Below are 12009 nucleotides of genomic sequence, written 5' to 3' on the forward strand. Positions count from 1 at the left end.
GCAGGTCCGCTCCCCGGGCTGCGTCATTGACATAGTTATCTGACAGGCTCAGAGATGAGCGTCGGTTCCCCGTTGCACACGGTCGCCGAGACCTCGGCGTTCATCAGGGACGCCGAGGCCGAGCGCATGACGCGGACAAGCCGGCTTGCGCTGAAGGCCATGCTTGCGGCCGATCCGGAGGCCGGCGATCTCATCGTCGGCTCCGGTGGCATCCGCAAGGTCCGACTCGCCGGTCGTGGCAAGGGGAAGAGCGGAGGATATCGCGTGTTGACGGCCTATGTCGGGCCCGATGCGCCTGTCTATCTGCTGGCCGTTCTGAGCAAGGGCGACCGGGACACCTTCAGCGACGCCGAGGTGCAGCAGCTTGCCAAGCTGACAGCCTCGATCAGGGCGCATTGGAATCGGCGGCAGCACTGATCCGCCTCAGCATCGGGGTTGAGCGCATGGCCAGAGACATCTTCGAGAGGACGCTGTCGGCCTTGCAGGAGGCCGAGGCTCACGCGAGGGGCGAAGCTCCGCCCGGCATGGTCGTCCATATCCCCGATACGATCGACGTCGCCTCCATCCGCCGCCAGACAGGCAAGGCACAGACGGCCTTTGCGGCCAGCATCGGTGTCCCGGTCGCGACGCTTCGGCAATGGGAGCATCACCGACGGCAGCCGCAGGGACCCGCTCGCGTGCTGCTGGCGCTGATCGAGAAAAATCCGAGGTTGGTGGAGGACATGCTCGGCCAGCCTGAGTGATACCAACGGTCGTTGGAAACGACCTTTGGTTCCGTTCTCGAATTTTCGTCAAGCCTCTGGCTTGGCATAGAAAATTCGAGATGGCTCAATGGCCGATGCGTCAGCATCTTGGGCCATTGGTATGACTTCCTCGTTCTGGCGATACCACCGCCCAAGCGACACTTGTAACAGCGAAACGGCCCGAGGCGCAGAAGAGCGAACTGCGAGCCGCGATCGTCGCCTCCGCACACCCCCACGGTCGCCAAGCCCGCCCGCGGCTGCTACAGGGCCGTCCGAGATTTGCAGGTGTTGTGACCAATGACGGGTAACGGAGCCGCGGCCCCCGGCCGGCGGCGGCGCACGAGGCGCTTCTGGCGCTGTTCGAGGACCGGGGCTACGCGCGGGTCGAGCCGCCGGTCTTGCAGCCGGTCGAGCCCTTCCTGGAGCTGTCCGGCGAGGACATCCGGCGGCGCATCTTCATCACCCAGGACGGCGCCGGGGCGGAACTCTGCCTGCGGCCCGAATACACGATTCCGGTCGGGCGCCACCACCGCGCCGTCGCCGACGGGCAGGCGGCCGATTACAGCTATCTCGGCCCGGTCTTCCGCCTGCGGGCGGCCGAGCCCGACGAGTTCCACCAGGCCGGCATCGAGTCGATCGGCCGGACCGACGTGCCCGCGGCCGATGCCGAGATCCTGGGCCTCGCCCTCGACGGGCTCGACCGGCTCGGGCGCCGCGACGTTCAGGTGCGCCTCGGCGACATGGGGCTGATCACCGCGCTCCTCGACGCGCTGAACGTCCAGCCGGCGGCCAAGCGCCGGACGCTGCGGGCGGTGGCCGCCGGCCGCTCCCTCGACGCGATCGCCGCCCCCGTCGCGGTCGACGCGGCCCATGCCGGCCTGCTCTCGGCGATCCAGGGCCAGGACCCGCAAGGGGTGCGCGCCTTCGTCGAGGACGTGCTCGCCATCGCCGGCATCAGCCGGGTCGGCGGCCGCACCGCCGGCGAGATCGCCGAGCGCTTCCTCGCGAAGGCCGCGGCGCATGCCGAGGGCGGCGCCGGCCTGGGCGCCCGCGCCCGCGAGGTGCTCGACGCCTATCTGGCGCTGACCGGCGATCCCGATGCGGCGGCGCTCGCCGCCCGCGACCTCGCCCGCCGGGCCGGGCTCGACGATCCGCGGCTCGAGGTGGCGCTCGCCCTGTTCGAGGAGCGCAACGGCTTCATCGCCGCCCGCGGCCTGCCGCTGGAGCGCTTCGTGTTCACCGGGAGCTTTGCCCGCAACCTCGACTATTATACCGGCTTCATCTTCGAGGTCGCGGAGGAGGGGCAAAAGCCCCTCGTCGGCGGCGGGCGCTACGACGGCCTGCTCCAGCATCTCGGCAGCACGGACGCCCTGCCCGCCGTGGGCTGCTCGTTCTGGCTCGAACGCCTTGGGGGTGAGCGCTGATGGGCGACACGATGATGCAAGGTCCCGTCGATGGCCCCCTCGTCCTGGCGGTGCCCTCGAAGGGCCGCCTGCAGGAGAACGCCGCCGCCTTCTTCGGCCGCGCCGGCCTGACGCTCGCCCAGACCAGCGGCGCCCGCGACTATCGCGGCCGGCTGAAGGGGGTGGACGGGGTTGAGGTGCGCTTCCTCTCGGCCTCCGAGATCGCCGGCCAGCTCGCCAGCGGCGCGGCCCATCTCGGCATCACCGGCGAGGACCTGATCCGCGAGACCCTGCCGGATGCCGCCGGGCAGGTCGAGCTCCTGACGCCGCTCGGCTTCGGCCAGGCGACCGTGGTCGTGGCGGTGCCCCAGGCCTGGATCGACGTGCGCTCGATGAGCGACCTCGACGAGGTGGCCAGCGACATGCGGGTGCGCCACGGCAAGCGCCTGCGCATCGCCACCAAATACGTCAACCTGACCCGCCGCTTCTTCGCCGAGCACGGCGTCGCCGATTACCGCATCGTCGAGAGCCTGGGCGCCACCGAGGGCGCCCCGGCCTCCGGCAGCGCCGAGATCATCGTCGACATCACCACGACCGGCGCGACGCTCGCCGCCAATGCGCTCAAGATCCTCGACGACGGGGTGATCCTGCGCTCGGAGGCGAACCTCGTCGCCTCGCTCGCCGCCTCCTGGAGCGAGACCCCGCGCCGCGCCGTGCAGGCGGTGCTCGGCCGGATCAGCGCCGAGGAGCGGGCCCGCACCACCCGCGAGGTCCGGGCCGGGATGCCCGCGTCGGGCGAGATCGACCTGGCGGCGCTGGCCGCCCTGCACGAGGCCGAGTTGCCCTACGGCGCGCCGGAGGGGCGGGGCGAGATCGTCCTGCGCTGCCCCGCGGATGCGGTGTTCGGCCTCGCCGAGGCCCTGGTGCAGGCCGGCGCCCAGGCGGTGAGCGTCCGGCGGATCGACTACGCCTTCGCGGCGGAGAACCCGCTGGTGGAGCGGCTGCTCGGGCGGCTGTGACGCCGCCCGCCCCGGCGGGCGTCGGCCGCTACTGCGTCAGCCGCAGCCGGCCGAGGCTCGCCGCGATCTGGTTGAAGGCCGCGATGAGGCTGCCCGAATCGCTGGCGGGGAAGTACTGGCTCGGCGACGACGCGCAGTCCTTCAGCAGCTGGATGCCCTGCGCGTCGATCGGGTCCGACGAGACGCTGAACCCGATCGTGTAGATCGCGACGTTCGCCGGGCTGGCCTTGGCGTTGTCGCAGGCGAGCCGCGTCAGCGCGTCGAGGCCGTTGCGCGCCGCGTCGGACGTCGAGATGCCCTGATACTTCGCAGGAAAGTGGCTGTCGGCGTTGCTGCCATCCGCATTCCGGAAGTACCCGTTCGAGGAGGCGAGCGAGCCGTTGTAGGACGAGGGGTTCTCGGTCCAGCTGTTCGCCCCGTCGGTCATCAGCACGATGATCTTGCCGACCTTGTCGTCTCCATAGGCGCTCCCGTCGGCGAAGACGCTCTTGGGGGAGATGGTGCGCCAGCCCCACATCAGCCCCTCGTGGATGTTGGTCGAGCCGCTGGCGGTCATCTTGTCGATCAGCGTCGAGAGCACGACGCTTTGCCGTGTCAGCCGTTGCAGCGGCTGCGACGTGCATCCGAAATTGGGGCCGTTCGGTATCCCGAGCGTATCGCCGGGCCGTGCGTTATGCGGATTCTTGTACTTGCAGCCGCGGGCCTGGGCCTTGGGGTAAGAGGCCGACTGCTTGGGACAGGTGCCGTTATCCGTCCCGTCGTCGTCGTCGATGTAGCTGTTGTAGCTCAAGTTCCAGTACGACGGGAAATACGTGTAGTAGCCGCCCACCCTCCCGGGGCCGCCCTCGTCCGGCGCGAGATACGGGACGTAGAGCGAGGCGGGGCCGTTCGTCGCCATGTCGGTCACGTTCTGCGGGTAGGGCTGCGATTCGAAGCAGCCGGCCCATTTCCAGCTCGGCTCGACGCCCGAGAGCTTCGAGAACACGCCGAACCGGCTCTTGAACCCGGCCTCCGACATCCCGGAGAAGTTGGTCCAGTGGGTCGGCGCCTGTCCCTCGGTATCGACCCATGGCGCACTTGCATACGCCGTCGGATCGACCGCCACGGCGGACGAGAACGGGACGATCGCGATCTTCGTCCCCTGCGCGAAGCTCGGATTGCTGAGGACGTAGGCGACGAATTTCTGGGCCGCCGACTTGAGGGCGGCGAGCTTCGTCACGCCGTCGTTGCCGGCCTTGCTCATCGAGCCGGTCGTGTCGAGCACGAGCGCGATCTCGAACGACTTCGGGATCGGCGTGGCGCATTGCGCCTGGGCGCCCGGGGTGATCGTGCGGGTTCCGGTGATCCCGCCGAAGAACACCGCCAGGGACGCATGGGTGTTCAGCAGGATGCGGCGCGGGCCCGTGGTGATCGTCAGCGGGTCCACCACGACGCCGTTGCCCATCTGGCCGGTCATGGTCGTGCGGGCGAGCGCGTTGAGCTCGGCATCCGTCGCGGTCAGCGGCGTCTGGCACAAGAGCAGCGCGGTCGCGTCGGTCGCCGCCTGCAGCTTGGTCTCCAGGCGCGTCGCGAGCCCGTAATCGATCGCCACGCCGAGCATCATCAGCAGCGGCAGCAACAGGAAGGCGAACAGGATCGTGATGGTGCCGTCCCGGTTCCGGGCGAAGCCGGCCGCGCGCTCCCGGCGATCGATCGGGGTCCCGACCGGGACGGGAGGCCTGGAGCGGCGCGCGGGATCAGGGTGTCGAGCCATCGCAGGCCTTCGGGGACGCGCCGGGGAGGACGATCTCGGTGACGGTGTTGCTGCCGTAGGTCTGGCCGCCCCGGATCGGCCACGGGACGCTGGCCGAGAGCGTGACCGTGTCGCTGAAGCCGTCGACGAGCTTGACCAGGGCGGTGCCGATCAGCGGCGTGTAGCGGCCGGTCATCTCCACCAGGAGGTAGCGCATGCCCTGGCTCTGGTAGCCGGGCGGCACGGTCAGGTCGGCGGCGGGGCCGACCGCCCGGGCGGTGCCGCCGCCGAACGCCACCGACGAGCAGACCTGCGGCACGAGCGTCGATCGGGCCGGGTCGACGCCCAGCGCGCTCACCACGACCGTGACGCCCGAGGCGTCGAACGGGCGCATCACCGGCGCGGTGATCGCGAAGATGTCGTTCATCAACCCCGTCGAGAGCGGATTCTGCGTGTCGCCCTGCGAGGTGAGATCGGCCACGGTCCGCGCGGCGAGCGTGATCTTGCGCCAGGCATCGATCGCGCGGGATGCCTCCGACAACCCGGCCAGGATCAGCAGCAGGAGGGGAAGCACCATGGCGAATTCGAGCGCGGCGGTTCCGCGCCGGTCATGCGTGAAAGGAGGGGGCTTCAGCACGCGGCGGCCTGCGCCATCTGGTAGGGTTCGGTGCGGAAGACCGCCGTCGAGATCAGCAGGCTCGCTCCGTCGTCGTCGCCCGTGGTGAAGCGCCGCGCGTCGAGGCCGACGAGGCGGAAGAAGGTCGGGAAGGCGACCGCCGCCGTGACCACCACGATGGTCCCGGGCCGGGCACAGGCGTAGTTGGTCCCGAACCCCGTGCTCCAGGTGCCGGCACCCGTATCGAGCGGCTTGGCGGCGGTGGCGCCCGCGAAATTCTCGACCGTCCTCACGTCGAACTTCACCTTGTCGCAGGCGAACACGGCCGGGATCGCCGCCGTGGCGGGGCCGCACATCGTGGTCTTCAAGGCGGCGAGCAGGGTTGCGGCATCTGTCTGCCCGGCCTGCGCCGTCTGGAACTGTCCCGTGAAGATCGTGCGCACGGTGCGCTGGAGCGCGCGATCGAAATTCTGGGCGGCCCAGATCTGGAAGGCGAGATGCATGATCGCGCCGACGAGACCCAGGAACGGCAGAGCCACGAGCGCGAACTCGACCGCCGCGCTGCCTCGGCGATCGGCCACGAAACCCGGCAACCGCGCCGGTCTCCCGATTCGCCGCGCGATCGTTCGCGCCCATCGGGCGCCCCGCGAGAGACCGGTCATGGCGTCAGGCAATGGGGAGTGTCGGCGCACGTCGTGTTTGCCACGAAGACATGAGACATCTCCATGGACCGACGATGGACTGCCACTCCCCGAGCGCGAGCATTGAAGACGCCAATCTCAAGCTGTAAAAATCACTGAAATACAATGGTGTCGGAAACGTTTGAAACAAAAGTTAAAATAAGAGAAAATGTTAGATCAAGCGATCCGGTCCGGGGCGCCCGGGCCGGTCCCCGGGGTTCGACGGCGGGATGCCGGACGCGGCGATGCCGGCCCGCATGGACCGGTTCATGCCGACGGCCCCGGACGTGTCCGGGTCGGACCGTCGATCCGACCCGCATTGTCCGTCCGGCATCGACCGGCCGGCTCCCGGCGGGCGACCCGCCCGGAGCCCCGGTCCTTCTCCATCGATCGCGGAGTGAAGCTCGGCTACTCCGCCGCCTCGACGAACACCGTCCCGGCCCGCGGCAGGTCGAGGGCGTCCCACACCTCCACCAGGGCCTCCCGCAGCGCCCCGATATGCGCCTCGCCGTGGAACGGCGAGGGGGTGATGCGCAGGCGCTCGGTGCCGCGGGGCACGGTGGGGTAGTTGATCGGCTGGATGTAGATGCCGTGGCGCTCCAGCAGCCGGTCGGCCGCCGCCTTGCACAGCTCCGCGTCGCCGACCATCACCGGGACGATGTGGGTGTCGGTGGCGAGCACCGGCAGGCCGGCATCGAGGAGGGCGGCCTTGGTGCGGGCGGCCTGGCGCTGATGCGCCTCGCGCTCCGTGCCGGACTGCTTCAGGTGGCGGATCGACGCGATCGCGGCCGCGGCGATGGCCGGGGGCAGGGCGGTCGTGAAGATGAAGCCGGCGGCGTGGCTGCGCACCGCGTCGCAGAGCGCCGCCGAGCCGGTGATGTAGCCGCCGACGCAGCCGAAGCCCTTGGCGAGCGTACCCTCGATCACGTCGACCCGGTGCATCACCCGGTCCCGCTCGGCGATGCCGGCGCCGCGGGGTCCGTAGAGGCCGACCGCGTGGACCTCGTCGAGATAGGTCATGGCGCCGTAACGGTCGGCGAGGTCGCAGATCTTGCCGATCGGCGCCACGTCGCCGTCCATCGAGTAGACGCTCTCGAAGGCGATCAGCTTCGGCCGGTCGCCGGCCTCGATCAGCAGCTCTTCGAGATGGGCGAGGTCGTTGTGGCGGAAGATGCGCTTGTCGCAGCCCGACTGGCGCACGCCCTCGATCATCGAGTTGTGGTTGAAGGCGTCCGACAGGATCAGGCAGTTCGGGATCAGCTTGGCGATCGTCGAGATGCCGGCCTGGTTCGAGACGTAGCCGGAGGTGAAGACGAGGCCCGCCTCCTTGCCGTGCAGGTCGGCGAGCTCGCGCTCCAGGTCGACCAGCGGCGAGTTGTTGCCGGCGATGTTGCGGGTGCCGCCGGCGCCGACGCCGCAGCGCTGCGCGGTCTCGGTGAGCGCGCTCACCACCGCCGGGTGCTGGCCCATGCCGAGGTAGTCGTTCGAGCACCACACGGTGATCTCGCGGGTCGAGGCGTCCGGCCGGCGCCACTGGGCGGCGGGAAAGCGGCCGTTGATGCGCTCGATGTCGGCGAAGACGCGGTAGCGGCGCTCGCCGTGCAGGCGCTCCAGGGCGCCGCGGAAGAGAGCCTGGTAATCGGTCGCGCCCTCGGCGGTGGCGGGGCGGCGGGTCTCGGGCCGGGTCTCGGGCATCGTGGTCCTTCGCGGTCTGGCCGGACGTTCACGTCCGGGGGCGGGACCGGGCCTGACCCCGGGGAGGAGCCGGTCCGCGCGGCGGATGGCCGAATCGCCGATCCACCGCTGGTCGCGCCTTGATCTCGCTCAAATGCGACGGCTTTGTCTTTGGAAAAAGTCGAGGGGCGAGGGCTGCGTTCTGCCGCCTCCCGCACGGGCACGGAAGCTGGAAATTGGTCATGGCGACGAAGGGTCGCGCGCGATGAGCGGGCAGGGTGACGGCAGGTCCGGTGGGGGCAAATCCGATTCGGGCAAGTCCGGGGACGGAACCCGGGAGGAGCGGCTGAAGGCGGCGCTCCGGGAGAATCTGCGCCGGCGCAAGGCGCAGGTCCGGGGGCGCGAGGCGGCCGAGCCGGCCCCGGTGACGCCGGCGGAGACGACGCCCGTGGATCGAACCGACGGGGATGAGCGTTGACGCGCAAGCGTAGCGGTAGCATCGCTGCGGTGCAATAAACGGGTTTTCGGAATCGAGACGCGCTGTCCGACAGCGCGCGGGACGCGCCACGGGGCGCGAGGGACGTTGTCACCATGGATCGCATCCACATCGTCGGCGGCAAGCCGCTTCACGGCATCATCCCGATCTCGGGCGCCAAGAACGCGGCCCTGCCGCTGATGATCGCCAGCCTGCTCACCGGCGAGACGCTGGAACTGTCGAACGTGCCCCGGCTCGCCGACGTCGCCTCGCTGCTGCGCATCCTCGGCAATCACGGCGTCGACCACATGGTGGTGGGCAAGCGCCCGGGCCAGACCACAGAGGCCGGCCAGACCATTCGGCTCACCGCCTCGAACGTCATCGACACCACGGCGCCCTACGACCTCGTCTCGACCATGCGGGCGAGCTTCTGGGTGATCGCGCCGCTGCTCGCCCGCTTCGGCGAGGCGCGGGTGTCGCTGCCGGGCGGCTGCGCCATCGGCACTCGGCCCGTCGACCTGCTGCTGATGGCGCTCGAGACGCTCGGCGCCACGATCGAGATCGACGGCGGCTACGCGGTGGCGCGCACGAAGAACGGGCTTCGCGGCGGCGAGATCAAGTTCCCCAAGGTCACGGTCGGCGGCACCCACGTCGCCCTGATGGCGGCGGTGCTGGCCCACGGCACCACGGTGATCGAGAACGCCGCCCGCGAGCCGGAGGTGGTCGATCTCGCCGCCTGCCTGTCGCGGATGGGCGCGCGGATCGAGGGCGCCGGCACGCCCCGCATCGAGATCGAGGGCGTGTCGCGCCTCTCGGGCGCCCGCCACGCGGTGCTGCCCGACCGGATCGAGACCGGCACCTACGCCATGGCGGTGGCGATGACCGGCGGCGACGTGACGCTCGAGAACACCCGGGCCGATCTCTTGCACAGCGCGCTCGACATCCTGGCCACCACCGGCACCGAGGTGACGCCGCTCGACGACGGCATCCGGGTGCGCCGCAACGGCCACGGCATCGCGGCGGTCGACATCACCACCGATCCGTTCCCGGGCTTCCCGACCGACCTCCAGGCCCAGTTCATGGCCCTGATGACCAGGGCCAAGGGCCAGTCGCGCATCCGCGAGACGATCTTCGAGAACCGCTTCATGCACGTGCAGGAGCTGGCGCGGCTGGGCGCGAAGATCCGGCTCGAGGGCGACGTGGCGGTGGTCGAGGGCGTCGAGCGGCTGAAGGGCGCACCCGTGATGGCGACCGACCTGCGCGCTTCGGTCTCGCTGGTGATCGCGGGCCTCGCCGCCGAGGGCGAGACCCAGATCAACCGGGTCTACCATCTGGATCGCGGCTTCGAGGCGCTGGAGGCCAAGCTCGTGCGCTGCGGCGCCGAGATCCGGCGCGAGCGGGTGTAAGTCCACTCCCGGACGATCGCGTCGCAGGGCTGTCCGAGAAAGGCATAGCGCGGCCTTTTTCCCCTCTCCCGCAGAGGCAGGGCTGTCCGGGCAAGGAGAAGGCGCGCCTCCCCTCTCCCGAGTGGGAGAGGGGCCGGGGGTGAGGGTGGCTCGGTGTCCGCAATGACCCTGAACCGTCGAGCTGCGCAGCTTAACGCTCAGTGCCTGATCCTGAGCCCGAGCCACTCTCACCCCTACCCCTCTCCCACTCGGGAGAGGGGATCCCGCGCTCGATTTTAAAGGGATTTCCCCGGACAGCCCTGCGCAGAAGGACGAGGGTTGGCGGCGGCCGTCTCCCGTCCCCCGCGCAGCCACCGCGTGTCGGGTACCGTGGCCGTCCCTCCCTGAACCTGTGCGGGCGCTAAGCCTGGATGGCCGATTGCGCAGCCTGCCGTTCCGGTCGGCCAACTCGCAATTTCATGCTGCCGATCTCGGTCGATTCAGCGCGAGCCGCGGAGGCCGAGGATCGACCCTTGGCGCGACCGTCGCCGTGACCGGCCCTCCTCCGAGGGCGGACGGCGACACCAAGGTTCATGGATCCAGGTCCGGCGGGCGGCTTCGGGCGTCGCGGCACCCGGCATTCGATCGATCTTCCGGGGACTTGCCGATGCGCGACACCATCCCGAACTGGACGCCCCGCGACGACGCCCGGGTCGAGGCCGCGTTGCGCCGTGGAGCCGACCGGCGCGAATTGCTGCAGATGCTGCTCGGCGGCGGACTCGGCCTCGCCTCCGGGGCCGCGCTGCTCGGACGGGCCGATGCGGCGCTCGCCGCCCAGCCGGTGAGGGGCGGCCACCTCAGGGCGGCGGGCTTCTCCGCCTCCACGGCCGACACCCTCGACCCGGCCAGGGCGTCGAACGGCACCGACTATGCGCGCTGCTGCGCCCTCTACAACCGCCTGACCACCATGAACGGTGCCGGCGGGATCACCATGGAACTGACCGAGAGCGTGGACAGCGCCGACGCCAAGGTCTGGACGGTGACCCTGCGCAAGGGCGTCACCTTCCACGACGGCAGGAGCCTGACCGCGGACGACGTCGTCTTCTCGCTCAGGCGCCACCTCGATCCTGCCGTCGGATCGAAGGTCAACGCGATCGCCCGGCAGATCGCGGCCGTGACCGCCCTCGATCCGCATACGATCCAGATCACCCTCGCCGCGCCCAATGCCGACCTGCCGACGATCCTCGCGCTGCACCACTTCATGATCGTGGCCGACGGCACGACGGATTTTTCGAAGGGCAACGGCACTGGCGCCTTCGTCCTGAAGGAGTTCAAGCCGGGCGTCCGCTCGGTGATGGCGCGCAATGCCAATTACTGGAAGGGCGGCGGGCCGTTCGTCGACTCGTTCGAGTTCTTCGCGATCTCGGACGAGCCGGCGCGGCTCAACGCGATCCTGTCGGGCGACATCCACCTCGCGGCCAACCTCCATCCGCGCTCGATGCGGATCATGGAGGGCAACCCGTCGGTGGTGCCGTTCGTGAGCAAGCTCGGCACCTATACCGGGCTCAACCTGCGGCTCGACCTCTCGCCGGGCGACAAGGCCGGGGTCGTCGAGGGCTTCAAGTACCTCGTCAACCGGCCGGTGATCCAGAAGTCGGTCCTGCGCGGCCTCGCCGAGATCGCCAACGATCACCCGATTCCGCCCTGGGACCCGACCTTCAACGCCGAGCTCAAGCAGCGCGAGTTCGATCCGGAGCGCGCCAGGTCGCTGTTCCAGAAGGCCGGAATCTTCGGCCAGGATCTCCACATCGTCGCCTCCGAGGGCGCGAACAACTCGCTCGACTATGCGGCGGTGATCCAGCAGGCGGCGGGCAAGATCGGCCAGAGCGTGGTGATCGATCGGGTTCCGGCGGACGGCTACTGGTCGAACCACTGGCTCAAGGACCCGGTGCATTTCGGTACCGTCAACCCGCGGCCGACGCCCGACATCCTGTTCTCGCTGTTCTACCAGTCCCAGGCGGCCTGGAACGAGAGCCGGTACAAGTCGCCGACATTCGACGCGATGCTGCTGGAGGCGCGCGGCCTCCTCGACCAGGCCAAGCGCAAGCAGATCTACGGCGAGATGCAGGCAATGGTCTCGAACGAGGCCGGCACCGTCATCCCGGTCTTCCAGTCGAACGTCGACGGAGCGTCGCCGAAGCTGAAGGGGCTGGCCTCGAACCCGCTCGGCGGCATGATGGGATCGGCCTTCGCCGAACAGGTCTGGCTGGAGGCCTGAGAAC

At 69.7% G+C, this 12009-nt stretch carries 11 protein-coding genes; 7 read left to right on the forward strand and 4 right to left on the reverse strand.

Features of this window, described 5'->3' with window-relative positions:
* The first annotated feature begins 54 nt into the window (after window positions 1-54).
* The 4 genes from F1D61_RS18830 (at window position 55) to hisG (ending at window position 3165) form a co-directional block, all read left to right on the forward strand.
* The gene (locus F1D61_RS18830) at window positions 55-417 is read left to right on the forward strand and encodes a type II toxin-antitoxin system RelE/ParE family toxin (protein ID WP_246775407.1); all 363 of its coding nucleotides are present in this window, start codon (window positions 55-57) and stop codon (window positions 415-417) included.
* 26 nt (window positions 418-443) lie between these two features.
* Window positions 444-743, forward strand: coding sequence for a helix-turn-helix domain-containing protein (locus tag F1D61_RS18835; protein ID WP_203153177.1), 300 nt, complete (start codon window positions 444-446; stop codon window positions 741-743).
* A gap of 350 nt (window positions 744-1093) precedes the next feature.
* Complete coding sequence (locus F1D61_RS18840) at window positions 1094-2167, forward strand: ATP phosphoribosyltransferase regulatory subunit (RefSeq protein WP_203159150.1); 1074 nt, start codon at window positions 1094-1096, stop codon at window positions 2165-2167.
* Window positions 2167-3165 carry an ATP phosphoribosyltransferase gene (gene hisG / locus F1D61_RS18845; protein WP_246775408.1) on the forward strand — a complete coding sequence of 333 codons (999 nt, stop codon included), beginning with the start codon at window positions 2167-2169 and terminating at the stop codon, window positions 3163-3165. Before F1D61_RS18840 ends, hisG begins: the two co-directional genes overlap by 1 nt.
* A gap of 28 nt (window positions 3166-3193) precedes the next feature.
* Here hisG and F1D61_RS18850 read toward each other — a convergent pair whose 3' ends face one another.
* The 4 genes from F1D61_RS18850 to hemA all read right to left on the reverse strand — a co-directional run bounded on the left by F1D61_RS18850 (window position 3194) and on the right by hemA (window position 7888).
* Complete coding sequence (locus F1D61_RS18850) at window positions 3194-4918, reverse strand: pilus assembly protein TadG-related protein (protein WP_203153178.1); 1725 nt, start codon at window positions 4916-4918, stop codon at window positions 3194-3196.
* A complete protein-coding gene (locus tag F1D61_RS18855) occupies window positions 4902-5534 on the reverse strand; it encodes a TadE/TadG family type IV pilus assembly protein (protein WP_432443153.1) in 633 nt (210 codons plus the stop codon). The genes F1D61_RS18850 and F1D61_RS18855 overlap by 17 nt, the downstream gene beginning before the upstream one ends.
* Window positions 5528-6094: a TadE/TadG family type IV pilus assembly protein gene (locus F1D61_RS18860; RefSeq protein WP_246775409.1), complete on the reverse strand. Its 567-nt coding sequence runs from the start codon at window positions 6092-6094 to the stop codon at window positions 5528-5530. Before F1D61_RS18860 ends, F1D61_RS18855 begins: the two co-directional genes overlap by 7 nt.
* A gap of 507 nt (window positions 6095-6601) precedes the next feature.
* Window positions 6602-7888: a 5-aminolevulinate synthase gene (hemA, locus tag F1D61_RS18865; RefSeq protein WP_203153181.1), complete on the reverse strand. Its 1287-nt coding sequence runs from the start codon at window positions 7886-7888 to the stop codon at window positions 6602-6604.
* A gap of 85 nt (window positions 7889-7973) precedes the next feature.
* On the opposite strand from hemA, the gene F1D61_RS35420 reads away from it, so the two are divergent.
* The 3 genes from F1D61_RS35420 (at window position 7974) to F1D61_RS18880 (ending at window position 12005) form a co-directional block, all read left to right on the forward strand.
* Window positions 7974-8345: a hypothetical protein gene (locus F1D61_RS35420; protein ID WP_203159383.1), complete on the forward strand. Its 372-nt coding sequence runs from the start codon at window positions 7974-7976 to the stop codon at window positions 8343-8345.
* A gap of 113 nt (window positions 8346-8458) precedes the next feature.
* Window positions 8459-9748: a UDP-N-acetylglucosamine 1-carboxyvinyltransferase gene (gene murA, locus F1D61_RS18875; RefSeq protein WP_203153182.1), complete on the forward strand. Its 1290-nt coding sequence runs from the start codon at window positions 8459-8461 to the stop codon at window positions 9746-9748.
* 646 nt (window positions 9749-10394) lie between these two features.
* Window positions 10395-12005, forward strand: a complete 1611-nt coding sequence (locus F1D61_RS18880; protein ID WP_203153183.1) for an ABC transporter substrate-binding protein — start codon at window positions 10395-10397, stop codon at window positions 12003-12005.
* Window positions 12006-12009 lie beyond the last annotated feature (4 nt).

It is taken from the genome of Methylobacterium aquaticum (assembly GCF_016804325.1).
Lineage (GTDB): Bacteria > Pseudomonadota > Alphaproteobacteria > Rhizobiales > Beijerinckiaceae > Methylobacterium > Methylobacterium aquaticum_C.

Excerpts from the sequence above, each read along its gene's own strand:
- F1D61_RS18830 (WP_246775407.1), top strand. The coding sequence starts at position 55 with ATGAGCGTCGGTTCCCCGTTGCACACGGTCGCCGAGACCTCGGCGTTC.
- F1D61_RS18835 (WP_203153177.1), top strand. The coding sequence starts at position 444 with ATGGCCAGAGACATCTTCGAGAGGACGCTGTCGGCCTTGCAGGAGGCC.
- hisG (WP_246775408.1), top strand. The coding sequence starts at position 2,167 with ATGGGCGACACGATGATGCAAGGTCCCGTCGATGGCCCCCTCGTCCTG.
- F1D61_RS18850 (WP_203153178.1), bottom strand. The coding sequence starts at position 4,918 with ATGGCTCGACACCCTGATCCCGCGCGCCGCTCCAGGCCTCCCGTCCCG.
- hemA (WP_203153181.1), bottom strand. The coding sequence starts at position 7,888 with ATGCCCGAGACCCGGCCCGAGACCCGCCGCCCCGCCACCGCCGAGGGC.
- F1D61_RS35420 (WP_203159383.1), top strand. The coding sequence starts at position 7,974 with ATGGCCGAATCGCCGATCCACCGCTGGTCGCGCCTTGATCTCGCTCAA.
- murA (WP_203153182.1), top strand. The coding sequence starts at position 8,459 with ATGGATCGCATCCACATCGTCGGCGGCAAGCCGCTTCACGGCATCATC.
- F1D61_RS18880 (WP_203153183.1), top strand. The coding sequence starts at position 10,395 with ATGCGCGACACCATCCCGAACTGGACGCCCCGCGACGACGCCCGGGTC.